Source organism: Listeria farberi, assembly GCF_014229295.1.
In the GTDB taxonomy this organism is placed as follows: Bacteria; Bacillota; Bacilli; order Lactobacillales; family Listeriaceae; genus Listeria; species Listeria farberi.
In genome coordinates this window covers 318,632-344,610 of the sequence record NZ_JAARZL010000001.1, presented here as the reverse complement: position 1 = coordinate 344,610, position 25,979 = coordinate 318,632, and the positions used below count along the sequence as shown (strand labels likewise).

Sequence of the window (25,979 nt, the reverse complement as noted above, 5' to 3'; positions counted from 1 at the left end):
ACCTAACACTCCACATACATCGTAATTTATTATCTAAAATAAATCAATATGGAAATATACCTATGTTTTAAAAAAACTTTTAAGTGGTATACTAAGGATGGACAAATTGATATAAGCAACGATAAATTGCTATAAAGGAGACTAGATAAAAATGGTACAAATAACAAAAGGTAAATTTGATGGTTTACAAAGACTCTCCAACGATAAAGGTGTCATTGCAGCACTTGCTATTGACCAACGTGGCTCACTAAAGAAAATGATTCAACAAGCAAAAGGAACAGAAAATAAAAAAGATGTGGAAGACTTCAAACAACTTGTTTCTGAAGAACTGACACCTTATGCTTCCGCTATTTTGCTTGATTTAGAATATGGTACTCCAGCAATCAAAGCTCGTCATGAAGGTAGCGGTCTTCTAACTTCTTATGAAAAAACAGGATATGACGCAACTACTCCTGGTAAACTTCCTGATTTAATTGAAGATTTATCAGCACTTCGTATTAAAGAAAATGGCGGAGATGCTGTTAAAATTCTTGTTTATTATGATCCAGATGAACCTGCTGAAATTAATGAAATCAAATATGCCTTTTTAGAAAGAATTGGAGCAGAATGTCGTGCAGTTGATATTCCATTTTTCTTAGAGCCGATTACTTATGATGCAAAAGTTACTGATTCCGGTTCTTTAGATTACGCTAAATTAAAACCAGCGAAAGTAAAAGCATCTATTAAAGAATTCTCTAAACCTCGTTATGGTGTGGATGTACTTAAACTTGAAGTTCCAGTAAACTTCAAATATGTCGAAGGTTTTGCTGAAGGTGAAGTAGCTTATACGCAAGATGAAGCAGCTCGTCATTTTGAAGAATGCTCTGACTTAAGCCCGCTTCCATTTATTTATCTAAGTGCTGGCGTAACTTCTGATATGTTCCATAAAACAATCCAATTTGCTAATCAACATAATGTACAATATAGTGGTGTACTTTGTGGTCGTGCAACTTGGGCTGATGGTATCGAAGTGTATGGCAAACAAGGCGATGATGCTTTACGCGAATGGCTTCGTACGCAAGGGAAAGAAAATATTACTTCTCTTGATAAATTGCTTGATGAAGGTGCCGTTCCTTGGTGGACAAAATATGGTTCTTTTGAAGATGTTCACGTAGTAGAAAAACAATAATATCCAAAAAGCCTCCAGTTAAATTATTAACTGGAGGCTTTTTTATTAAAACTCATCTTGATTTAAATAATTATAGGCAAACTGAGCATATAGTTCGGCGCCATTTTTCATGACACTTTCGTCAATATTAAAGCGACCATGATGGTGTGCCCATTCTGTGTCTTTTTCAGGATTACCCGAACCAACAAGCGCAAAACTTCCAGGAGCTTCGTCTTGGAAATAACTAAAGTCTTCTCCTCCCGTAGTTGGCCGTTCAAAATAAAGGGCATCTTCACCGAATGATTCAGAGATTGTTTTTTGAACAAGTAGTGCACTTTTTTCATTATTGATAACTGGTTGGGTCCCTTGTTTATATACCATTTCAGCTGTTCCTCCATAAATAGCGGCGGTTTGTTTAGCGTAATGTTCAATTGATTTGGCTACTTTAGCACGTGTCTCATTATTAAAACAGCGAAGTGTTCCTTCCAAATGAGCATTTTCAGCAATAACGTTGAACCGTGTGCCAACTTCCATTTTTCCAATTGTAACAACGACTGGGTCGAGAGGATCTGTTTCCCGCGCTACAATAGCTTGAAGATTCATAACAAATGAAGAAGCAATCATTGCTGCGTCAATTGCGTCATGCGGCATTGCTCCGTGGCCACCCTGACCTTTAAAATCAATTTGAATGATATCTGCGGAAGCGAATGACGAGCCGACTACGCATGATATTTTCCCACTTGGAGTTTGGGACCAGATATGCATTCCAAACACGTGGCCCACACCCTCCATCGCTCCTTGAGCAACCATTTCTTTCGCACCTTCTGCATTTTCTTCAGATGGTTGAAAAATGAAACGAACTGTTCCTGGTAGCTCGTCTTTTACTTCTACGAGTGCTTTCGCCGCGGTTAGCAACATTGATGTATGAGAATCATGTCCACAAGCATGCATTTTACCGTCTTCTGTCGATTTATAAGGGAGATTTTGGTTAAGCTCTTGGACAGGTAGCGCATCCATATCAGCACGTAAAGCTACAGTTTTTCCGGGTTTCTTACCTTTTAAATCGGCAATCAAACCTGTTGGGGTGGTTCGCCGGTATGCGATTCCGAGTTTATCTAATTCTTTAGCTACTTGGTCGGTTGTTCGAAATTCTTGCCATTGTAATTCTGGATACATATGCAAATCGCGGCGGAAGGCAATCATCTCTTCTTCTTTATTTAAAATAGTTTGTTTTATTATATTATTCATTCGTGCTTTCCTCCGTCCATTTTTTTACAGTTTCCAAAACGACTTCGATTCCTTTTTGAAGTTTATCATAATCAGTCCATTCTTCTGGCGCATGACTTATACCATTATGACTAGGCACGAAAATTAACCCTACATCAGTTAAATTAGCAAAAATCATTGCATCGTGACCGGCTCCACTAACCATTGTTCGATAGTTAAATCCAAGTTTATTAGCACTTTCGGTTAAAGCTTGATGAATTTCCTTTGATAAATTGGTTGGTCTTTCATAAAGCATATCCTCTATTTCGCAACTAATACTATCATTTGTGGCAGATTGGATAATTTTTTTTGCTTTTTTTAATGTATTCTGGACATGCGTTTCATCTTTTGCTCGAATATCCACGGTGAAAACGACTTTATCCGGAATTACATTCGCCCCATTTGGGTAGACGTTTAGTTTACCAATTGTGAGAACAGTTCCGCCTCCTTCTTGGATAGCAATTTCTGGCAGTTCGCTAATAATTTGGACTGCCGCAACTAGTGCGTCTTTTCTACCAAGCATGGGTGTGGTGCCAGCGTGACCAGCCTGACCCTTTACCGTTACTTTTATTTCAGTTAGACCGACAATAGTATCGACTAACGCAACGTCTTCATTTGCATTTTCTAGAACTGGTCCCTGTTCAATATGTAGCTCGATGAAAGCTCTGATTGAATCTTTTGACCGAATAACTGTATCTACTTTATTTGCATCAAATCCCATGTCTGCCATGGCTTTTGCGGCTGTAATACCAGCCATGTCTTTCATTTCATGTAGCATTTCTTTTGTGACTTTTCCCGTAATCGCTCTCGAGGCAAGAAGACCTGCCCCGAAACGAGAGCCCTCTTCTTCAACCATTGCAATGATTTCAAGTGGAAAATATGGCTTTATGTGTTGTTCATGGAAAACACTAGCTACTTCAAGCCCAGTTATAACACCAGCTGGGCCATCAAAAGCACCTCCATTTGGAACAGAATCAAAATGAGAACCAACCATAACAGCTGGTAAGTCTGGATTTGCACCTTCTAGTCGTCCATAAATATTTCCAATAGCATCTTCTGAAACAGTAAGCCCCACTTTTGCCATCTCACTTTTTAAATAATTTCGTGCGCCGAGGTCCTCTTTACTATATGTAAGGCGAGTAGTTCCTTGACCTGGAGTCGCTGTATAGACATCTAAATTTTCAAGGTGATTTTTAATTCGTTCAAGATTTGTTTGCACTAAGCATTCCTCCCCTTTTCTATTTTACAGGAATCCTACAAAAATGCCCGCTAGAACAACTGAAACAATCGTAACAGTGATAAAACCAGCAACAAGCATTGGCGGTAACATGTGGCTAGTGAGTGCATCTCGCTCTTTTTGGTCGGTCGTAAGTGAATTAATAACTTCATTTGTAATAATATAATCTGCTGGGAACCCATACAAAGCAGTAAGTGAAACTGCGAAAGCTAGCTCTTTACTAACTCCTAAGACCTTCCCAACGATAAAGGAAAAAATGTACATTCCTATTACACCAATAACAATTGTTCCAAACATTGGCCACATCAAATCTAGCAACATTTGTGGAGTGGCATTTTTTAGACCATCAAATATAAACAACATTAAACCCATGATGGCAAAACCGAATCCATTCGCTTTTTGTAATGGCTGACGCTCTAAAAATCCTATTGATGTCGCAATAACACCAAACAATAAACAAAGAACAAATGGGCTAATTGTCAAAATAGGATCAATTAAAACAGATAATCCATAAGCTAAAAAGCCAACTAATCCAAGACGTAAAAATTTAAAATAGCTCGTATTATATTTATCTGGAATTTTTCTAAACATTCGAGGTGTCTCATGGTTATCCGAGCCATCCACTTGAGCGACTTCATTGGTTGGCTTCCATTCACCTGAACGATATTTAGAAAGCATGCGGCTACCTTCTTTTTTCAACATAATCGAAGTAAGTGGATATCCCGCAAATCCTTGCATAACGTAGATTAAAATTGCTAATACTGATAAACTAACTAGTCCGGCTGCTTTTGCGGCTTCCGACATAATAAGGGAAGAAACAACCCCACCAACTAGCGGTGGTGCAACAACTACAACCGTTTTAAAATCAAATAGTAGTGTCCCAATCGTAAATAGTAAAGCTAAAATCCCCAAGATTCCAGAAAGAGCAATTAAAATCGTCTTCCATTGGTTCATAAGTTCACGAACCGATAGCAATGTTCCCATATTAGTAATTAATAGATACATTAAAAGCGTCGCTACAATCGGTGGAATACCTGCAATTTCGACAATATTACTTGGGAAAAATGTCCAATATCCAAATAAGAATAAGATAGCACATACAAAAACGGAGGGCACCCATGCTTTTGTTCGCGTGGCAACCACATCCCCAATAAATAAAATTAGTACGACAATTACGAAAGCTAACATCTGTGACATGTAAAAACCCCTTTTTAATTTTTTGACTTTTTCTAATTATGTTTTATTTTTAAAATATTACTACAAATCGAATTGTCAGTCAAATTAATTTTTAAATTCTGTAATAATTAAAACACTAATAAAAAAAGTGATTCCAACTAATTGGAATCACTTTTTTTATTATTTAGCGAACTGTGGTAAGAACTCTTTGTGTGCTTCTAACATTTCATCTAGAATTGTTTTTGCTAAGTCGCCGCTAGGAACAAGTGGATTGGAAGTAAATGCTTGAAGCGCTGTTGCATAATCGCCTGTTACTGCTGCTTCGATAGTCAATTCTTCCATGGATTTCATTACTTGTAGTAAGCCGCGTTGTGCTGGTGGGAATTTACCGAAGTTGATTGGTTCGGCACCGTGCGCACGAATAACACTTGTGATTTCTACTGCACTATCATAAGGAACATCATCAATTGCGCCATTATTACGAGTAGATACTACCATTACGGTACCTTTGTTGTTGTAAATGGAATTGATGATTTCACAAGCTGCATCACTGTAGTGTGCGCCGCCGCGTTTGGATAATTCTTCTGGTTTGTAATCAAGATTTGGATCTTTATATAATTCGAATAAGCTGTCTTCTAGTTTTTTCACGACTTCTCCGCGAGTACCTTCGTTTTTGAAAGATGCCAGTTCTTCTTCAAGCATCGCATCCGTCATGTAGTAGTAACGGTGGTACGGACATGGAAGCATTTTTAGATGTTTAACTTGCTCATATAAGAAGCGCATGTTTTTAATGTTTTCAACGACTTTTCCTGGATTTGCATCTGGTGCGTAAAGACCGTCGATCACTTTTTCTGTTAATTCGGTACCATCTTTGTCAAATACGCGGTGCCAGTGCAAATGGTTGATTCCCGCGAATTTGAAGAATAAGTCTTCTTCTGGTTTTTCTAACACGTCTGAAGCGCTTTTCACTGCTCCGATTGGCACGTTACAAAGGCCGATAACTTTATCCCAGTTACCGTAACGAAGAACTGCTTCTGTAACCATTCCAGCTGGGTTAGTGAAGTTAATTAACCATGCATCTGGGCAAAGTTCGCGCATATCTTCTACAATACCAAGAATAACAGGAATAGTACGGAATGCTTTAAACATCCCACCTGCTCCGTTTGTTTCTTGACCGATGATGCCGTGACTAAGTGGAATTCTTTCATCTTTAATACGAGCGTCTAATAAACCAACACGAAATTGTGTTGTAACAAAATCAGCATCTTTTAGAGCTTCACGACGGTCAAGTGTTAAATGTACTTCGCAGTCAATGTTTGCTGCTTTGACCATACGTTTTGCCATATTACCAACGATTTCTAATTTTTCACGGCCAGCTTCAATATCTACTAGCCAAAGTTCTCTGATTGGAAGTTCATGATAGCGTTTAATAAATCCTTCAACAAGTTCCGGTGTGTAACTAGAACCCCCACCAATTGTAACGATTTTTACACCTTTTTTCATAATATACTTACCTCCTAGAATTTTAAAGCGTTTTCTTTTCTTCTAATTCATCATAATTCATGTAATGCATTACAGGTCAAGCACTTATTTTAAATTTATCTAAACTGGCTATTTGGCGGGCTTTTTTGGTATACTAATTACAGAGCTACGAGAAATCGAGGTGTTTTGTAATTGGCAAATATACAAGAAATCGCGAAACTAGCAGGTGTTTCATCAGCGACAGTTTCACGGGTAATTAATAATCGCGACTATGTGAGTGACGAAACGAGAAAACGTGTCCAGACTATAATTGATCAGCTAGATTATGTTCCGAATATAAATGCTGTATCCTTAAAAAAAGGAGCTACGAAGCTAATAGGCATGGTCATTCCTAGCTTTACAGATTCACTTAATGTATTTTTAAAAAGTTTTACGATGATAGCGCAAGAGCATGGCTATAACGTCACTTTGTTTATGACACGGATTGATCCGGATAAAGAACTGGAAGCTTTAGAAATGCTGCGCCAAAAACAAATCGATGCGCTCGTACTTGTGATTCGGTCAAATGATTGGAAAACGATTGAGCATTATACAAAATATGGTCCAATTGTCACTTGGCAACGTGTCGAAAGTGAAAAAATCCCTTCTGTATTTATGAATCAATATGATGGCTATACGCTTGCACTAGAACACTTGTATGCAAAAGGCTACCGAAAATTTGTGAATGTCTACGGGAATACGACCGGACTTAATACGCAAAGTCGCATGCTTGCTTTTAAAGACTTTTGTGCGCGTTATGAGCTTGATCCGCATGAGTTTAGACAATTTTATGGGCAAGGTTCGCGACAAGACGGGGAAAAGATTGCGCATTGGTGGAGTGAGACTGAGCATAAACCCGATGCATTTTTAACGCCAAACGATTATTTTGCGGCGGGCCTACTCACGGAAGCTAGACGGCTTGGTTACAGTGTCCCGGAAGATTTTGCGATTTGTGGGTTTGATAATATGGAAGTGGCGCATTTGCTTGATATTACAACGATTCATTATCCGGTAAATTTACAGGCTGAAAATGCTTTTACGCTCATTATGAATCAATTATTTGGAAGCAACTTGCCACTGCTTGATTTAGATTTCCATTTAGTAGAAAGAAAAACGACATAAAAAAGGTTTCCTCGTAAATTTGCGAGGAAACCTTTTTGTTAATTTTTAAATGAATGAATTGGTGCTGGGATTCGACCACCGCGTGCAATAAAACTAGCGGAAGATTTACCGTTTACTGGCATTACTGGTGCCGTTCCAAGTAAGCCACCGAATTCGACCATATCGCCAACTTTGGTGCCGCTCGCCGGAATTACTCGGACAGCGGTTGTTTTATTGTTAATCACGCCGATTGCAGCTTCATCCGCAATCATCGCAGCTAATGTTTCGGCGGTGGTGTCACCTGGTACGGCAATCATATCAAGTCCAACTGAGCAAATTGCCGTCATCGCTTCTAGCTTTTCAAGATTAAGGGCGCCTTGTTGAACGGCTTCAATCATCCCCGCATCCTCAGAAACTGGAATAAATGCACCTGATAATCCGCCAACGTGACCGCAAGCCATGACGCCGCCTTTTTTCACCGCATCATTTAATAGTGCTAACGCAGCCGTTGTACCATGCGTTCCAACCATTTCTAGACCCATCTCTTCTAAAATGTGTGCGACCGAATCTCCAATCGCCGGAGTTGGCGCAAGTGATAAATCAACAATTCCAAAAGGAACGCCGAGTTTTTCAGAAGCGACTTGCCCAACGAGTTGACCCATTCTAGTAATTTTGAAAGCTGTTTGTTTCACTGTTTCGGCAACAATATCAAATGGTTCGCCTTTTACTTTTTCGATAGCGCGCTTCACAACACCAGGACCACTGACGCCGACATTGATAACACAGTCAGCTTCACCAACACCGTGAAATGCTCCAGCCATAAAAGGATTATCCTCGACTGCATTGGCAAATACAACGAGTTTCGCACATCCTAGTCCTTGCGTATCCGCTGTTAAGTCCGCAGTTTCTTTGATTACTTCACCCATTTGACGGACAGCATCCATGTTGATTCCTGTTCTAGTCGAGCCAACATTGACCGATGAGCATACGCGTTCCGTTTGTGCGAGTGCTTGGGGAATCGAGCGAATCAGGATTTCGTCACCTTTCGTGTAGCCTTTTTGAACGAGTGCGGAATAGCCCCCAATAAAATTCACGCCAACTTCTTTTGCGGCTGCATCGAGTGTTTTAGCAAATTCTACATAGTCAGTGTCAGCGCTTGAGCCAGCTATAATCGCAATGGGTGTGACAGAAATTCGCTTATTGATGATTGGAATACCAAACTCAGATTCAATCGCTTCACCAACAGCCACTAAATTGCGCGCTTTTGTCACGATTTTTTGGTAGATTTTCTTTCTAGCTACTTCACCGTCGCCGTCCATACAATCTAGCAAAGAAATCCCCATGGTAATTGTTCGGATGTCTAGCTTCTCTTCTTCAATCATACGTATTGTTTCTAAAATTTGGTTTGTTTCCATACTAGAATCGCCTCCATCCTAAAGTTTATGCATTGCGTTAAAAATTTCTTCCCGTTGAATATGTATTTTTACTTGGAGTTCTTCACCTTTTCCAGCTAATTCTGCCTTTACTTCATCAAATTCTTTCGTAATTTGGCTAATATCGCACATCATCATCATCGTAAAATATCCGTCCATAATTGTTTGAGATACATCCACAATATTGATGTTCAGTTCAGCTAATTTATTACTAACACCTGCGACAATACCCACATTATCTTTTCCAATTACAGTAAGTACAGCTCTCACATCCAACACTCCTTTAGTTCGTTAATACGTTCCATTATAGCATAAAAAATTTAAATCTTGTGAAAAAGAAAACACCTGATACAAACAAGTTAACTACATCCCCAAATCATTTTTTGTTTTCTAAAAGATGGGTATTAACTGTATCTATCATTATATGGTTTTAACATTTGTGCTATTTACTTCTTAAATGTTTTTGGGCATTTGAAAATCTGGCCAGTTTTCCAAATGTTCCAATATCCATTGAGGCAGTTGCTCCGGTTTATTAAATGTGCTGAGAGTGTATCCTTTTCTCACTAGATATATGTAGTATTCCTTCTCTACTATAACTGTTTTTTCTTTTCTATTTATTGCTGAGCGCTCCACACTTTCCTCAGGTAACCATTCCACGTAATATGCTAAATCTGGAGCGTGTACCTCTTCATCATCTAGTTCAATGCTCCCAATAACCGGCCATGTTCCATTTTTTATTAGAGATTCATTGCAACCTTTATATAATTTAAGCTCATGATTAACAATGTTTTCCGGTAAAACTCTAATTTCAGAAATAATATTATATATACCAATAATGGAATCTTTAAATAATAGCCCATACGCAAAACGTCCATCAGGAAGGGGGATTTCTATGATTGAACCATAACCTATTTTTTTCCTATTCATTTCGATTTTACTCCTAAACTTTTCAACTATTTTTTGTAATTTATTATTTCCTATAAAATCGCAATTTATCTCAAGTATGTACTCTTAATTAACTAATAAACTAAATGAAAATAACAACCCCAAAACTGATACCTTTTTTCTCTTCGCATCAAAGGGAGTCCGTATCTATATCAAATTCATATAAAAGGTCATTTTTATCCAATAACACAAAGCTATAAAAATCCAATATTTATATAAGATTAGTCAGATTTTGATTAATATCATCATTACGAACAATTACCTTCCCTTCATAAAATAAGAAAATATATGGTGACACTAAAGATAAATATACATACATTGATTTTTAAAATCCTTAATTTCAATTGATATACAAACAGCATAATTTAAATCAGTATAACCATTAATTTTAAATGAATAATGTATAGCACTTAAAAATATTTTAGCAGCTATGGTAATCTTCTATCTGCACAAATTAATTATAAATGAAGCAATACCGAACTTCCACAAAAAATTTTCATGTTTATGTTGCTAGAATCAAAGCTCATTCTTTGAAAGATAATCTTATTCATTTTCTTCTCTAAATTTGTAATTGCTATTATGCCATAGCCCTCATAGACTTCCGCCAATAAAATAGAGAGTTACCTCCTATTATAGAAGGCAACTCTCTATTTTACACGTCATATTCTAATTCTTTTGTTGCTAAATCAATAAAATCAAGTGGTGTCTTCACTTTTTCGCTATCAAATTGACTCGTTCCAATTCGAAGTTCTAGCTTCACACGGTACTTCGCAGCAAATTCTTCAGTGTTGGCTTCAGCTATGCGGCTTTTAATTCGGTCAGCAACTAATTTCCCGCCTGGCTCATCTGTTAAAAGCAAGAGCCCCCAAGTGGCATCGTCCTTATCTAGCAAATAAAGAACATCACTCGTACGGATACAAGTCTCTAAAACCGCCGAAATATCTTGCAGTGCCAGGCGCATTTCATCTTCGTTTTGGAATCGTTTCAATTCGCGCCAGTGGCGAACTTTGATAACCATCAGTGATAATGGTAAATCATAACGACGCGAAATGCTGGAAAAAATGCGCTCGTCATTTTGGAAAGAAACGATATTTTTAAGTAAAGTTTCTTGATCGATGGTTCCTAAATATAAGTTTTGCTGTTTGATTTTCGTATTTTCTTCTTGTAGTCTGGATGTATTTCTTGTAAACATCGCGCTCGCTACCGTAAAAAGTGGCGTAATAATAAGCCAGTAGTAACTTCCAATACCATATGCTATTTGATTTGCAACAATTTCATAAATAATGTAAGTCGCATAAATGAAGATATAGAGGATATTTAAAATCAAACCAAGCGTTAAGTTCGTAAAATAGGTGATAATCACAAGTAAAAAAGTAATATTTAACAATATAATGTTTCGCAAATATTCATCTGGCGTATTAATCATAAAGCCAATCGTGATGAAACAAAGCAAAATGAAAAATAAAAAGCCGATATCTGCAAATAAGTTATTCGTTATTTTTTTCATGTTTATTTCTCCTCACTTCCGGCTCCGGCGATATTTACGCAAGATTAGTAAGACAGCAACTATTAGGATAACAGCAGTGAGAAGAGCGAATGCCCCAAACACAGTTACTTCTTTGTTATTACTAATTTTTGTCCCAAAACTTTCTTCTTTTGTATCTGCTGCTTTTTTGAACCTATAAGAGTGGATTGTGTTGTCATTATCAACAATAGCGCCATCTCCGTAGATTTTAGCTAAATTAGCTTTTGTGGCGATTAAATCTGAACCAAGCTCTGTTTGTTTAGCGCCCGGACCAGTGACTGCGAGAACGGGTACGCCACCAGAAGTAATCAGTTGCACACTACCAAGTTGTTTGCCGTAATTTTTTTCAATCGAGATTTTTTCGTTGGAAAGGAAATAACTACCTGATTTGTTGTACTGGAAATATAGGTCGTCATTAGCATTTTTTATGACTGGATTATTGTTCATTGTTCCCACTGCGATAACGTTCGATCCTTCTTTTGGCTTTTTCCAGTTTGCAGCATGTACAGCAGTTAGATTACCTCTATTTCCATCATGGAAACGACCCAGTAAATTGAAAATATTTGCTAATGAAACGGTATCTTCCGTCGTTAATTCGTCTGGAACAACGACAACTGCATTGTTAAAATCTCCACCGGTAACGAATGGATATGGATATTGTTCAAATAACAAGTCTGTTTCTTCGCTAGTATTCAGATTAATGGTAGATTCTGGTGTGATATACGCCCATGGAATTTCGGAATCTGCAATAAAACCACAATAATTATTTGTTAAAACTAAATCAAAGGCAACTGTAACAGAAAAATCACCTTTTACATTTAAATCGCTTGGAATTTGGAAAGTTACTTTATCACTATTTGCTTTTTTGGCAGAAAGTTTTTGGCTTCCGATTGGTTTTCCGTTGACTAAGATGGTTACTAAGGAATGCTCAAAATCGAGGTTTTGGGCGTATCTGAAATCAAGCGATACCTCTGTTCCTGTTGAGGCACTTCGATTTGCAGGCATACTGATGAAATAATCTTGCGTGATGTGACCGATTCCTTTTAGTTTATCGCCAGTTGTTGTGAGTTTAGTATTTTTATCGATATTGTTGGCCGGTGTGTCAATTTGTTCATCCGTTGTTAGCCATTTAGTATTTGCTCCTAGTTGACTTAAGTAATTTTGGTTGGCAACTAATTTCCCTGCTTTTTTAAGGGCATCATTTGATTTAGAAGTGATCACAAGCGTATTAGTGTTTCCTACTTTCACCACTTGGAAAAGTGCTTGCTTTTCTAGTTTTTGATCGTCTTTAATTTGTGATTTTAGGTCATTTGGTAAATTGTTATAGCTGGAAAAAAGGACGACATAGTTTTTGCCATCGCGTGTTTTTGCTTCTTCGTACTGACCAAAAGTAATATTTTTATCTTCTAACGTATTCGCTGCTGAAAATCCAGAAAGGCCTTCAAGCGCTGCGCCAAGTTCTGCGTCATCGGCTTTTTTCATGACAGCTACCACACCTTGTCCACTTTTCACGGTATCAATTCCTGTGAAGCGTTCGCCAAAATCAGCGACCGTATTTTGAAAAGCTTTATCGGAATAAGAGACATTTACCGCACTGGTTTTGTCGAATTGTAGCCAATTGGCAGGCGTATCATCAATCGTACAACGACCATCTGGTAAATCTGTGTAGACAAAACTTTCAATGGATAGAACGTTAACACCTTTTTTTAATTTATCTTTTGGAATTTCGACTTCGATTTGTTTCGTCCCTTTGTCGGTTTTATCAGGTTTAAATGAGTAAAAAGCAGCATCGTTAATTTTTAAAGTCATTGTGGAAACTTCTCTTTCACTCAGTTGGGTAATCGTGTATACAAGTTTCACGTTTGCGTTTGACACGTCCCAATAATTCTCCACAGTGAAGTTTTGTTTGGTTGTCGTGAATTTTCCTTGAGCGGTTTTATCTGTTCCAAAAACGGTTTGATAATTTTTATCTGCTGCGAAAACGTCTGGCCTATACAGAAATAGTACGGCGAAAACAAGCAGCCCCATAACAGCTAATTTTTTCATTAGGCACTCTCCTTTTTAGAAACGCTCGGTTTTATACCATTTGGTTTCCCTTTTTAGTACAGTATCTTTTAAGAAAATAAAGAACCCATATGCGGCGACCACCATCCAAAGCTGGCAATACGTCACATACATCAACATAATAAATAACAGATTTGAAAAACTAATTTCCCCTTTTTCAGTAGTGAGCGTAATAAAAGTACCAGCGACAAAAAGTAAAATAGCCAGCAACCAAAGCGCCCCGCTAAGGCCAGCAAGTGTCGTATGTACAAGTCCAAGCGCATATAATACAAGTAAAACATCACTAACAATCAAGGAAGTTAATAATAAAAAGTAAATTGATAAAAAGTACAAAATATCAAATCGTACACGTCTCCCTTCTCGTTTGAAAAGGAGTGGTACATTTTTTAAAATTACATAAATATTACCTTTCGCCCATCTTGAGCGCTGTTTAAACCAGACCGGCAATGTTTGTGGTTCTTGCTCCCAAGTCACGGCCTTCGCTTGAAATTTGATTCGGTAACCCATCATATAAATCCGGAAACTGATTTCGGTATCCTCAGCGACTGCTTTCACATCCCAACCACCAATTTCATCTAAGAGCGATCTTCTCACAATAAAGTTGGTACCTGGAATGGTGCACAGTTTGAATAGCGCCCATCTACCAGCCTGAGCCATCCACTGAAAACTAAGCGTTTCGATATTGATAAAGCGCGTTAACCAGCTCGCATTTCGATTCCGCGTTCGGAATTTACCAATGACCGCACCAAGTTTTGCATCATTGGTAATCTCACTGACAAGAATTCGTAGCGCTTGTCGTTCTGGGGTATTGTCAGCATCATATATTGCCACCAGTTCGCCGCGACTTTCCGCAAAGCCGATATTAAGCGCATTGGATTTTCCTTTGCCACCCGTTACGTTATCGGTATTAATAATTTTTAACTGACGAGTTGGATTCTTTGCTTGAATAGCTGCAAGAAGTTCTGCGCTATTATCCGAAGAATTATCATTAATGACAATAATTTCGTAGCGATTGACCGGATAATCAAAAGCCAGCAGTGACTCAACTGTTTTCACGATTACTTTTCCTTCATTATGAGCCGGCACCATGACAGAAACAAATGGTACTTCCGCTGGTATTTCAGGGACCTTACGCGCTTCGTTTTTCAGATAGTAGATGTATCCTGCAACGATTAACACAATATTAATTAGTAAAAGTCCCCAAATACAAACCACCGCGAATAATGCTAAATAATCTGCAACAACCATTTATTTCACCTCATTTCATATATTTTTTCATATAAAGCCGGTATCCAAAGATGAATAAAACACCAATAATTCCAAGAGAAAGTACAATAATTATCGTGAAAAATGTATTTTGATAGCCGAAAAATCCTTCTAAACTACCAGCTTGTTTTTTAGTTTTATCTTGATTTGTTTTAATATACTTTAAATCATCATCTAGTGTTACGGACTGATTATTGATATAAAGTGAGCCAGCATTTGAAACAAGCGTATCTTTATTTGTTTTTACTTGATGATCTTTATACCTGAAGTCACTTATGTTTTCATTTGCTAGATTGTTCGCAGCAGCCTTTAACTCCTTCTCATTCTGGAAAAATGAATAAGTCACCGCTATATCAACAGGAAAATTTTTTTCATTAGTCGTTGCGTAAAAATCGTTTGCTATACTGTAAGGCGACTTTTCAAAAGCACTACCGTTGTTTTTTTTCGTCGTATGAATAACTTTTTGGTTCGGCAGTAAAACTCCTGTGTTAAATGGTTCAAAACCCTCAACACCGTATACTTTATCAAAATTCCAATATAGCTCAGCTGTCACACCAAGTGCCGCTATATCATGATTCGCGAAAAAATGTAACGATTTTTGGATAATGTTTTCAAGTTCTCCCGGCGGACTATCACCGTACGTAACGACTGGGACATCCATCATAATAGTGCCATTTTTCGCTTGCACATAACGTAAAATTTCTGCATAATTTTTGGCAGCTTGAAAATCTTGATTATAGAAAACCGGTCCAGCACTTATAATAAAAGGAATCCCTTTTTCATAAAATGTGTCTGCCATTTTTTTTAGTAAATCAAAATCAACAAATGGATTTACATCCGTTATAAGCGCATATTGATTCGTCGTAGTTTTAATTTCAAATACTGCTTTAAGTAAATCCATCAACGCAAATTCACTCGTATTATTTGATTGAAATATTGGCGTATATGCATAGTTTCCTGACCGAATACCGTATGCTGCTTTGCCATTTTCCGCAGCATCCATTTCGCCGAACGCTTCTCCTTTATAGGAAGTAATTAGATTTGTTTCGCTCAGTAACTGAGGTTTTCCCGCTAGTCCTGCCTCAGTTTTGATAGTGATGGAAGTATCTGTAATCGCTTTTGTTTGCAACTGCAATTTATTCGCTAAGAAAGTTGGTGGATTTGCACCTATATATGCAATTTTCGCCTTACTTTCAGCTAGTTTCTCGGTCCATTTGTCCGTTAATTGATCCTTTTTATTTTGAAGTACGATAATTTCGCTTGCTTGACTTAGATCCGGATTTTCTTCCCAAGAGTAGACCGTCACCCGTTTTCCCAAACTGTTTAACATCCGAAGTAGCGAGTCGATATTCCCTTCGTTATCCGTCCCTTTTGCCAAACTATCATAAAAAACGACCACATCACTATCTGCTTTTGCTGATTGAGGATAGGCAATTACTACGAAAGCGACGCAGGCAAATAGAATACTTATAATGATTTTTTTACGCATTCCGCTCACCTCGTTTCTTCAAATAAAACTCGAGTAATGAAGCCGCGCCAATCAACATCGTTAAGTCAAAACAAACATTAAACAGGAAATTATGCTTCGTTAAATCCGCTTCTCCGTCACCAACAATTGTCACTAAAATCACTGCAAAACCAGAACCAATCAGTAAAACAACTAAATCAAAGAGTAGCGTTCCCCGAATGTTCTTCTCGCGGAAATGTTTAAACGCACTCACTCCGTATCCAATCAGAAAAACAAGCGCCCATAAAATCAAAAACGTGAATTTCGCTGGAGCAAATTTTTCTTTTACATCACTATAAGCCGAGAAAAAATGTGTTTTTTCTTTGAATCCATATCCTGTCGCCTTTTCAAAATTCCCCATCTCAAATGGGCGAATCGAAAAACTATTTTGCGCGGATAAATCAAGCATTTCCCCAAATTGCTTTGGATTTTCCAAATAATAACTTAAAACCGAGACAAAATTATAATTAGGATAAAATTCTTTTTCCATTAATTTCGAATCTAAATCAATCATTTTATATTTTTGATAAAAATTCGTTCCTTTAAGTAAAGCAAATTCAGAATTCATGCCCATTTCCTCAAGTGATTTCTCCGGATTTTCTGAATCAAGTAGCACACCGCGCGTCATTGTTTGATACTGATTTATCGTGACAAACTCTCCCGGAATGAATGCATACATCACTACACCACTCATGAAAATAACAAAAAAAGTAGCCGCAGCCGAAATCCGAAACGCGCGATTTTTCCGGATGAAAAACACAAGTATTCCGCACACTGCAATAACAACCGCAATTGGCGCATTTTGTTGCTTGGCCGTAATTAAAATAAGGGACGCTACAAAAATCAAGCCTAACATGGCATAATCGTTATATTTATGCTGATATAAAAGTAAAAATCCCGCTGAAATATACAGCATCATAATCAAAATAAGTCCTTCACTAAAAAACGAATTAAAATAAGCTGTATAAGCGGTATCTGCGAAAATAAAGACAGTTAGCGCAGCAATAACATAACCAGGCCAACCTTTCATTTTTGCCGTTAAACCAGCCACTAGTAAGTAAATTGCTGGCAAAAGAAGCGCTAATTGTAAAGCACCTAAAAAACGTACATCAAAAACAGTTGTTGACCAAAAAATTTTATTTAAAAGAAGCGCAATTTGAATGAAAATACTTTGCGAGGAGTAAATCGCAACTTGATTTTCATTAAAATATTGATAAATCCCGAACTCCTTCACAAAATGTCCAAATTGTAACGCGTCATAATTGGCATTATTTACAAATAAACCATTGCTTGAGAATATTCTAAAAAAGTCTCCATTATCAGCCATACCAATATACGGCGGCACAAAAAGCGCAATAATAGTTATGATAAAAACACAAATAACCGCAAATATTTGCGGTGTTAGATGATGCCATAGCCACGTACTAATGGATTTTATTTTCCCCGTCATGATGCTATCCCCTTTTTATTCTCGCTAATCCCATTCACAAATTAGACACATTTACACTCCATTATACGAGAATGTCATAAGTTTTTCCATGGTTTTATTTATTTTCTTACAATTCATATGCACAACTTATTTATTAGCAACACTTTTCCACTAAAAGAGTTATAATAAACAAAAAAACTTTCTTGACTACTACGTCGCGTCATACTTTATAGTGGAAATCAGAAGGAGGAATCATTCATGCAAACAAAAGAATTAGCTGAACTCGCTGGTGTAAGTGTGCGCACTCTGCATCACTACGATAAAATCGGCCTACTCGTCCCGCAAAAAGACGACTGGAACGGCTATCGTATTTATTCAGAAAAAGATGTCGACAAATTACAACAAATTCTTTTCTTTAAAGAACTCGATTTCCCTTTGAAAAAAATAAAGCAAATTCTTGATGATCCTACTTTTGATAAAGAAGTCGCTTTATCCTTGCAGCGCCATTTATTAGTAGAGAGAAAAATGCGAATTGAAGCGATGCTCGAAACTCTAGACCAAACCATCAAGAACGAAAAAGGAGAAATAATTATGACGAATGAAGAAAAATTTACTGGTTTTGATTTTTCAACGAATCCATATGAAGAAGAAGCGCGAAGACTTTGGGGTGATAAAATCGTAAACCAAGCAAATGAAAAAATCACGAACATGAATGAAAAAGAACAAATGGCTATAAAAGAGAGCTTTGATGAGGAATTTCGCCAGCTAGCTTCTGTTAGAAAATTCGCCCCCGATTCAAAAGAAGCTCAACAAGCCATACACCAATTCTTTCTATATTTAAATGATACTCATGGGAATTTATACTCTCTAGAAGCATTTGCAGGTCTTGGAGAAATGTATGTGGCTGATGAACGTTTCACTAAAAATATCGACCAGTTTGGCGAAGGTCTTTCTGTCTTTCTTAAAGAAGCTATGGCTGTTTATGCCGAAAATAATTAAAAAAACGATGATTTTCCTTAAAGGAAAATCATCGTTTTTTTAAATTAATCCACCAAAATAGGGTTGGTATAACTTATAATAGGGTAAATAGTATAAGATTTAATTAATGTTACAAAAGAAAAATTACTATGTTTTAAAGGGAGGAACTTATGTTTAAACACATCTTGCTTTCATTAAATGGGTATAAAGCATCCTATTTACGAAATGATGTTATTTCAGGCGTCGGGGTTGCTGCACTGACAATTCCTGTTGCAATGGGATACGCACAAGTAGCAGGACTTCCGCCCATCTATGGATTATATGCATCTTTTTTGCCGGTTATTGCTTATGTTATTTTTGCCAGTTCGCCGCAATTAATATTTGGGATAGATGCGACAGCTAGCGCCATTACTGGGTCAATTATTTTAGGTACAGCTGGACTTGCAGCGGGGTCCAAAGAAGCCATCACACTAGCTCCAATTCTCGCATTTTTTTGTGCAGCCTTTTTAGTACTTTTCTCCGTCTTAAAATTAGGACGTTTTGCAAAATACATATCTGCTCCAGTTTTAAGTGGGTTCATTTCAGGACTAAGTGTTTCCATTATTATGGGGCAAATCCCCAAAATAATGGGACTAAAAGAAAGTGGAGATAGTTTCTTTTCTAGTTTAGGCATTATTTTTGGTCAATTTTTCCAGTCCAATTGGATTTCATTTGCCATGGGTGTTGTTACAGTAATTATTGTTATAACTTGTAAAAAAGTAATTCCAAAAATCCCAATGTCGCTTGTTGTTTTAGTACTCGGAACAATGGCAGCTTATTTCTTTAAGTTAGACCAATATAATGTAGATATTGTTGGTAAGATTCCAGTGGGATTCCCGTCACTTGCGCTTCCCGATTTTGGAGCTAGCTCATGGGCACTTGCAATCGGTGGTGGTTTGGTTTGTGCTATCGCTACCTTTGCTGGTTCGCTACTACCAAGTGAGAGTTTTGCAATGAGAAATAAATATACAATTGATGATAATCGTGAGCTGTTCGCTTATGGAATTTCAAATTTTGTTGCAGCCTTTTCTGGTTGCCCTCCCGCTAGCGCCAGTGTATCTAGAACTGCTGCTAATGAGCAATTTCGTGGTAAAACGCAAATGGTTTCTATCGTTGCTGCGACCATTATTGCGCTAATCGTTGCCTTCTTAAGTGGCTTACTTTACTATATGCCGCAACCAGTTCTTTCTGGTATTGTATTCGCTGCTCTTGTAGGTATTATTGATGTAGATGTGTTAAAAGGTTTATTCAAGGTTTCCCGTCGTGAAGCAACTGTTTGGATTGTTGCAGCACTTGGTACCCTTTTTGTTGGCGTTATTTTCGGGGTACTACTTGGGATTTTCCTATCATTCATTAACGTAGTAAGTCGTTCGATGAAATCACCAATTGCGATTCTTGGAGTAATCGAAGGACGCCACGGTTATTTCGATTTAAAACGTAAACCAGAAGCAAAACCAATTCCAAATGTTGTTATTTATCGATACAGCGCATCGCTATTTTTTGGAAACTTTAACAAATTCGCAGACGGTTTAAAAGAAGCAGTCCAAGATGATACAAAACTAGTCATTTTTGAAGCAAGTGCGATTATCAATATCGATACAACTGCTACAGAATCAATGAAAGACTTGCTAAAGTGGCTTGATGACAAAGGCATTGAATATTACTTTGCTGACCTCATTGATCATTTGAAAACCAGCTTTAGAAAACACGATCTTGGCTACCTTATCGATAACGGCTATACGAAAAAAACCGTGGAAGACGCGCTCGATGCCTATAATGCTAAAAATAAATAACAAAACGCTTAGTCGGGCTTAAACTCGACTAAGCGTTTTTCATTTTTTACAAAAGAGCAAAAATTCGCGGACTAATTAATCGCACAAATGGTGACACGACAACAATTTGCAAAAATAAAGCCACAAAATAATTGCGTAAAATAAGAATGCCTAAATGACTCCATTCGCCTTGGTTCACAATCAGGCTAAGTGTCGACATAAGCACACACATAAATGTCACCATTAATAATTGCATCATAATGATCTTTTTAAATTTCGAAGCATCTTCCCTTACCAAAAGGGCGTGCAGACGATTCGCAATTTTTCCGACAACAAAAAAGTCTAATAAAAATCCAATAAAAAGAAACGGAACAAACGCTTTTAATATAATTAATAAAGAATCTGTACCAATACCATTTTCAAGAAAGATATTATAAGAGCTCATGCATAAAATCATTAAAGAACACATAATAAGTGTAAAAACAATCTTCTCTTTCCTATTACTGTACATAATTTCACCTCCAAAGAACAATCGTAGCAAATTAAAAATTTCTTCGTAAGTGACAATTTTGTTACAAAAAAAGTTTTGCTCGGAAATCCAAGCAAAACTCGTATTTTACATTTTTTCTTTGTCAAGCTGTGTCCTTATTTCCCGGGCAATATTTTCAATCGTATATAGTGCTGGTAATTGGGACGTGATATTCGCTTCCTGATACATTTCCTTATTAATATAATAAGCGATATTCGCGTCAGAAAGCCTCGCAATAGTTGATTTCGCACTATTCGTAATCGAAATCACTTTACAATTTTGTGCCTTCAACTGGTGAATGTAGCGAATAATGTCTTCATTTTCCCCTTCCACCGAAATCGCAATCATACAGATTTTATCGGATAATTTGCTCGATAAATGGTAAAACGGGTGGTTAAGTGGATCTTCAATATGTAGTGCTAGTGTAAATAACGACGAAAAATAAATCGCGCCATATTCAGCAATCACACCCGATGAACCCACCCCTGCAAATAAAACCAGCTCGCGGTCACGGAGAATTTCTACTGCGTTTTGAATTTGCGCTTTAAACTCTGGTTGCGCCGTGCGTTTCAGAAAATCAATATAAGTTGTTTCATCCGCCATATCAATTTGCGCCAACTTCTGCTCTTCTAAATAAAGCTGCAACTTCACGCGAAACTCCGAAAAACCATTACAACCAAACTTCCGGCAAAAACGTAGAATTGTCGTTGTACTCACGTGCACTTCCGTCGCCAAATCGCGAATCCGCATATAAACAACCTTATCTAAATTCGCCACAATATAATTATAAATATCTAATTCCGTATCATTTAATTCCAAATTTTTATCCAAAAAAAGCATTTCCTCACCTCTTTTCGCTTTATTTTACCATGTAACACCTCGTTACTCAAATGTGACAAGTTCCTACTTAGAAAATCCTTACCTAAACCTAGCCAAATACTAGCTATTTTTCCATAAAATTCCTATACTATAACTGTGAGAAGAAAAGGACACTAACAATTAAGTAAGCCTTTTCAAAAAAATATCCTTGGAGGTATAAATAATGACTAAAGGTATTAAAATCGCAACTATTGGTGGCGGATCAAGTTATACACCTGAACTAATCGAAGGATTTATTAAACGTCAAAACGAATTACCAGTTCGTGAACTATGGTTAGTAGACGTAGAAGCTGGACGTGAAAAATTAGAAATCGTTGGTAATTTAGCAAAACGTATGGTAGAAAAAGCTGGCGTTGACATGGAAGTACATTTAACACTAGACCGCGAAGAAGCTTTAAAAGGCGCAGATTTCGTAACAACACAATTACGTGTAGGTTTACTAGACGCACGTGTGAAAGATGAGCGCATCCCGAATTCATATGGCGTTGTTGGACAAGAAACAAACGGACCAGGCGGCATGTTCAAAGGACTTCGCACAATCCCAGTTATTTTAGATATTTGTAAAGACATGGAACGCCTTTGCCCAGATGCTTGGTTAATCAACTTTGCTAACCCAGCTGGAATGGTAACAGAAGCAGTTCTTCGTTACAGTAACCAAAAGAAAGTTGTCGGCTTATGTAATGGCCCTATCGGCATCGAACGTAATATCGCTGAAACTCTTGGCGTAGACGTTTCTGAAATTTATGTAGAATTCGTTGGTCTAAACCACATGGTATTCGCGAAAACTGTTTATCATAATGGCAAAGACGTAACAAAAGATGTTGTTTTCAAAATGACAGAAGATGAAGCTGGCTCAAGCCTTAAAAATATCAATGCAACTGGTTGGGACAAAACGTTCTTACGTACACTAAATATGATTCCAATCGACTACTTGCGCTACTACTGGCAAACAAAACAACAACTGGAAGACCAAGCTCGCGCATATGCAGAACATGGTACTCGTGCAGAAGTTGTTAAAAAAGTAGAAGCGGAACTTTTCGAGCTTTACAAACAAGAAGAACTTGCTGAAAAACCGAAACAATTAGAACAACGCGGCGGCGCTTACTACAGTGAAGCAGCATGTAACCTAATTAACTCTATCTATAACGATAAACGCGACATTCAAATCGTTAATACTCGTAACAATGGTGCTATCCTTGATATTGATCCTGATTCCGCAGTAGAAACAAACTGTGTTATCACTCGCCAAGGCCCAATTCCACTAGCAAGCGGACGCCTTCCAATCGCTATCAACGGCATCATCCAAGAAATCAAAACGTTCGAGCGCCTAACAGCCGAAGCAGCAGTTACTGGTGATTACGACAAAGCACTCCTTGCAATGACAATCAACCCACTAACTCCAAGCGAATCTGTAGCCCGCGAAATGCTGGACGAACTTTTAGAAGCGCATAAAGAGTATTTACCGAATTTCTTTAAATAAGTAAAAAAGAGCCTGTCAAAGGGCTCTTTTTTTATATCCGCCAATCCGTCATATTATTCTCCAAATAATCAATCCCAAACGCCAAAAGCCCAATCCGGTAATCCGTCGTAAACTTACGCGACAACACAATCTCCGGCAAAGTCGCATACGGATAAACTTGCTTTAACTCTTCCGTCAGCTCCTCGGTGAAGTCCTTCTGCCCAAAATAAAAATTTGTATAGAGCACAATCGTTTCCGGATCATAAAAACTCATCGTGAGGAGCACCATTTTTCGAATATGCGCTTTAATTTCATCTACCGAAAAATCAAAATTATCCCAGTCCACCTGAAGCGGCATATGCTTAATCTCGCCAGCCAGTCCGTTCTGTCCTTTCAAAATCTCTCCGTTCATCAGAAGTCCAGCACCAGGAGGAAAACGCTCCGGATAGTAAAGTCCCACAATGTTCTCCTCTACAACAGGCCGATTTTTATACCCTAAAATTGCCGCATTCGTATCCGTCTCAACCAACACTGGCAAATTCACTTCCGCTTCCAAAGTTTCCCGCAAATGCACATTTAAAAGTAGCGGAAAGTCCATCGCGCGCAACTTGCCGCCAATCTCAATTCCCGGCACCCCGATTACAACACAAGAAATCTTCGGAAAAGCGCAAACAAGATCCTTCGTATTCCGTTTCAGCGCAGTAATGTCCAAATCCTCCCCAGACATATCCTCCACAAACTCCGGCTCACCAAGCAAATTATAGACCGAAAAAGAATACGTAATTTTCTTCCACTTCTCTTGCAAACTAATAACCAACACCTGCTGAAAATTAGGATTAATTTCATACGAAACAGCTCTTCTTCCGCCAGTCGCAACCGAATTATCTTGTTCTAAAATCTCTTCATTTTCCACTAAATCGCGAATCAGCTTGTTCACTGTAACTACACTAAGCCCAGTCACTTCGGCGATTTCCGCTTTCGTCATCGCACCTTGTTGCCGTAAAATCGACTTGATATTTTTCTTATTCAATTCTTTTAAATCACGAGGAATTGCCATCATCAACCGCTCCATTCGCAAATTTATTAAACAAACTTTATAAACTATATTTACTATCATTTTAACACTCTGAACCCATTTGTCAAAACAAAAAAAGAACCTCTCATTACGAGAAGTTCTCTTCGCTTTATTATTTAGCTTTACGAATAAATAGCGAACACAGCAGACCAATACAAGCCATAATCAGTCCAAAGACAAAGGCATTTTGAATTCCCGCTGTCAGTGAAGCAACCATTTGCTCCGGTCCCATTCCTTGCGCCGTTTCCATATAAGCTTTTTGTCCAGCAGACATGATCGTAATCGCAACAGCTGTTCCGATCGCACCGGAAACTTGTTGCAATGTGTTCATAATCGCCGTACCATCAGGATATAATTTCCGTGGCAATTGATTTAATCCGTTTGTTTGTGCCGGCATCATAACCATCGAAATCCCAATCATTAACACCGAATGGAGCACGATGATGGTTAAAGCAGATGTTCCAACTTCTATTCTCGTTAAGAAAAATAGTGCCACAACTGCTACGATAAATCCTGGGATAACAAGTGCGCGCGGACCGTATGCATCGAACAAACGCCCAGTAAATGGTGACATTAAACCATTCAGCACTCCGCCCGGAAGTAATACTAATCCCGCCGAAAATGCCGCGAGCGCTAAACTATTTTGTAAGTAAAGCGGTAGTAAAATCATCGTCGAAAGAATCATCATAAAGCTGATAAATACTAAAATAAGTCCTAACGTGAACATTGGGTATTTAAATACTTTCAAGTCCATCAAAGGTTTTTCCATTGTTAGTTGGCGCCAAACAAATAGTCCAAGTGCAATTCCACCACCAATGATAGAAACTAACACCGTCGCACTTCCCCAACCACTTTCTCCCGCACTACTAAAGGCAAATACAACTCCACCAAAACCTAGCGTCGAAAGAATAATCGATAAAATATCAATTTTCGGCTTCGTAACCACCGAAACATTTTGCATAAATTTCATTCCGAATAATAACGCAATAATAAGGAATGGCAAGGAAATCCAGAAAATCCAGTTCCAAGTCAAGTTTTCTAAAATTAGTCCTGAGATTGTCGGACCCACTGCTGGTGCAAACATAATTACCAGCCCGATCATCCCCATTGCCGAGCCACGTTTATGCTCTGGGAAAATCAGTAAAATCGTGTTAAACATTAACGGTAGTAATAGCGCCGTACCTACTGCTTGCACTACGCGTCCAATCATTAACATCGCAAACGTTGGCGAAAGCGCCGCGATGAGCGTACCTGCAATAGAAAAACTCACTGCTGTAAAAAATAAACCTCGTGTCGTAAACCATTGTAAAAGTAATCCCGAAATCGGTACTAATATTCCAAGCGTTAGCAAATAACCTGTCGTAAGCCACTGCACTGTCGCTGAACTAATATCAAACACCTGAATCAAATCACTAAGCGCCATGTTAAGAGCAGTTTCACTGAATAGCCCAATGAACCCCGCCATCAAAAATGAGGCAATAATTGGTATTGGCCGAATCTTCTGCCCACCTGTTGCTTCTTGTTGCATATAATTTCCCCCTTTTCAGACTAAAAATTAAGTAGTCTACGTTTGATATTACGGAGATTTCGCCAATAAGTCAACGTTTCAAGCTCTATTTTTACGAAAAATT

The 25,979-nt window shown here is 37.9% G+C and carries 21 protein-coding genes; 5 read left to right on the top strand and 16 right to left on the bottom strand.

Annotated features, from left to right (window positions below; all coding sequences use genetic code 11):
- Positions 1-151: 151 nt before the first annotated feature.
- Complete coding sequence (locus HCB38_RS01675; protein ID WP_185318046.1) at positions 152-1,168, top strand: tagatose-bisphosphate aldolase; 1,017 nt, start codon at positions 152-154, stop codon at positions 1,166-1,168.
- Between the two features lie 45 nt (positions 1,169-1,213).
- Here the strand turns inward: HCB38_RS01675 and HCB38_RS01670 are convergent, their stop codons facing one another.
- The 4 genes from HCB38_RS01670 to HCB38_RS01655 all read right to left on the bottom strand — a co-directional run bounded on the left by HCB38_RS01670 (position 1,214) and on the right by HCB38_RS01655 (position 6,329).
- The gene (locus HCB38_RS01670; protein ID WP_185637364.1) at positions 1,214-2,395 is read right to left on the bottom strand and encodes a M20 family metallopeptidase; all 1,182 of its coding nucleotides are present in this window, start codon (positions 2,393-2,395) and stop codon (positions 1,214-1,216) included.
- The gene (locus tag HCB38_RS01665; RefSeq protein WP_185318044.1) at positions 2,388-3,632 is read right to left on the bottom strand and encodes a Zn-dependent hydrolase; all 1,245 of its coding nucleotides are present in this window, start codon (positions 3,630-3,632) and stop codon (positions 2,388-2,390) included. The genes HCB38_RS01670 and HCB38_RS01665 overlap by 8 nt, the downstream gene beginning before the upstream one ends.
- A 24-nt stretch (positions 3,633-3,656) precedes the next feature.
- Entirely contained in the window at positions 3,657-4,847 is a 1,191-nt protein-coding gene (locus HCB38_RS01660) for a hypothetical protein (RefSeq protein WP_185618714.1), read from the bottom strand.
- A 159-nt stretch (positions 4,848-5,006) separates the two neighbouring features.
- The gene (locus tag HCB38_RS01655) at positions 5,007-6,329 is read right to left on the bottom strand and encodes a 6-phospho-beta-glucosidase (RefSeq protein ID WP_003721330.1); all 1,323 of its coding nucleotides are present in this window, start codon (positions 6,327-6,329) and stop codon (positions 5,007-5,009) included.
- Between the two features lie 171 nt (positions 6,330-6,500).
- On the opposite strand from HCB38_RS01655, the gene HCB38_RS01650 reads away from it, so the two are divergent.
- Positions 6,501-7,469, top strand: a complete 969-nt coding sequence (locus HCB38_RS01650) for a LacI family DNA-binding transcriptional regulator (RefSeq protein WP_160465060.1) — start codon at positions 6,501-6,503, stop codon at positions 7,467-7,469.
- A 38-nt stretch (positions 7,470-7,507) separates the two neighbouring features.
- Here HCB38_RS01650 and HCB38_RS01645 read toward each other — a convergent pair whose 3' ends face one another.
- The 8 genes from HCB38_RS01645 to wsfD form a co-directional block, all read right to left on the bottom strand.
- Positions 7,508-8,863: a PFL family protein gene (locus HCB38_RS01645; RefSeq protein WP_010990473.1), complete on the bottom strand. Its 1,356-nt coding sequence runs from the start codon at positions 8,861-8,863 to the stop codon at positions 7,508-7,510.
- A gap of 18 nt (positions 8,864-8,881) precedes the next feature.
- Entirely contained in the window at positions 8,882-9,151 is a 270-nt protein-coding gene (locus tag HCB38_RS01640; protein WP_185318041.1) for an ACT domain-containing protein, read from the bottom strand.
- A 183-nt stretch (positions 9,152-9,334) separates the two neighbouring features.
- A complete protein-coding gene (locus HCB38_RS01635) occupies positions 9,335-9,808 on the bottom strand; it encodes an Imm26 family immunity protein (protein WP_185637362.1) in 474 nt (157 codons plus the stop codon).
- A 670-nt stretch (positions 9,809-10,478) separates the two neighbouring features.
- The gene (locus HCB38_RS01630; protein WP_185318039.1) at positions 10,479-11,333 is read right to left on the bottom strand and encodes a diguanylate cyclase domain-containing protein; all 855 of its coding nucleotides are present in this window, start codon (positions 11,331-11,333) and stop codon (positions 10,479-10,481) included.
- A 12-nt stretch (positions 11,334-11,345) separates the two neighbouring features.
- The gene (locus HCB38_RS01625; protein WP_185637360.1) at positions 11,346-13,397 is read right to left on the bottom strand and encodes a cellulose biosynthesis cyclic di-GMP-binding regulatory protein BcsB; all 2,052 of its coding nucleotides are present in this window, start codon (positions 13,395-13,397) and stop codon (positions 11,346-11,348) included.
- A gap of 15 nt (positions 13,398-13,412) precedes the next feature.
- On the bottom strand, positions 13,413-14,663 hold the full coding sequence (locus HCB38_RS01620; RefSeq protein WP_185318037.1) for a glycosyltransferase family 2 protein: 1,251 nt from the start codon (positions 14,661-14,663) through the stop codon (positions 13,413-13,415).
- 10 nt (positions 14,664-14,673) lie between these two features.
- Positions 14,674-16,170, bottom strand: coding sequence for a DUF2334 domain-containing protein (locus HCB38_RS01615; RefSeq protein ID WP_185637358.1), 1,497 nt, complete (start codon positions 16,168-16,170; stop codon positions 14,674-14,676).
- Positions 16,163-17,638 (bottom strand): glycan biosynthesis hexose transferase WsfD, encoded by a 1,476-nt coding sequence (gene wsfD, locus HCB38_RS01610; protein ID WP_185637356.1) that lies wholly within the window; start codon positions 17,636-17,638, stop codon positions 16,163-16,165. The genes HCB38_RS01615 and wsfD overlap by 8 nt, the downstream gene beginning before the upstream one ends.
- A 237-nt stretch (positions 17,639-17,875) precedes the next feature.
- On the opposite strand from wsfD, the gene HCB38_RS01605 reads away from it, so the two are divergent.
- Both HCB38_RS01605 and HCB38_RS01600 read left to right on the top strand, forming a co-directional pair.
- Positions 17,876-18,616 carry a MerR family transcriptional regulator gene (locus HCB38_RS01605; protein ID WP_185637354.1) on the top strand — a complete coding sequence of 247 codons (741 nt, stop codon included), beginning with the start codon at positions 17,876-17,878 and terminating at the stop codon, positions 18,614-18,616.
- Between the two features lie 149 nt (positions 18,617-18,765).
- Complete coding sequence (locus tag HCB38_RS01600; protein ID WP_185637352.1) at positions 18,766-20,427, top strand: SulP family inorganic anion transporter; 1,662 nt, start codon at positions 18,766-18,768, stop codon at positions 20,425-20,427.
- Positions 20,428-20,473: 46 nt separating this feature from the next.
- On the opposite strand, the gene HCB38_RS01595 is transcribed toward HCB38_RS01600, so the two are convergent.
- The gene (locus tag HCB38_RS01595; protein WP_185318032.1) at positions 20,474-20,917 is read right to left on the bottom strand and encodes a DUF2798 domain-containing protein; all 444 of its coding nucleotides are present in this window, start codon (positions 20,915-20,917) and stop codon (positions 20,474-20,476) included.
- A gap of 105 nt (positions 20,918-21,022) precedes the next feature.
- Positions 21,023-21,775 (bottom strand): MurR/RpiR family transcriptional regulator, encoded by a 753-nt coding sequence (locus tag HCB38_RS01590; RefSeq protein ID WP_185318031.1) that lies wholly within the window; start codon positions 21,773-21,775, stop codon positions 21,023-21,025.
- A gap of 202 nt (positions 21,776-21,977) precedes the next feature.
- Between HCB38_RS01590 and HCB38_RS01585 the strand changes: the two genes are divergently transcribed.
- The gene (locus HCB38_RS01585; protein ID WP_185318030.1) at positions 21,978-23,294 is read left to right on the top strand and encodes a 6-phospho-beta-glucosidase; all 1,317 of its coding nucleotides are present in this window, start codon (positions 21,978-21,980) and stop codon (positions 23,292-23,294) included.
- 31 nt (positions 23,295-23,325) lie between these two features.
- On the opposite strand, the gene HCB38_RS01580 is transcribed toward HCB38_RS01585, so the two are convergent.
- Both HCB38_RS01580 and HCB38_RS01575 read right to left on the bottom strand, forming a co-directional pair.
- Positions 23,326-24,330 (bottom strand): ROK family transcriptional regulator, encoded by a 1,005-nt coding sequence (locus HCB38_RS01580; RefSeq protein ID WP_185608105.1) that lies wholly within the window; start codon positions 24,328-24,330, stop codon positions 23,326-23,328.
- Positions 24,331-24,460: 130 nt separating this feature from the next.
- Positions 24,461-25,876 carry a DHA2 family efflux MFS transporter permease subunit gene (locus tag HCB38_RS01575; RefSeq protein WP_185435785.1) on the bottom strand — a complete coding sequence of 472 codons (1,416 nt, stop codon included), beginning with the start codon at positions 25,874-25,876 and terminating at the stop codon, positions 24,461-24,463.
- Positions 25,877-25,979: the final 103 nt, after the last annotated feature.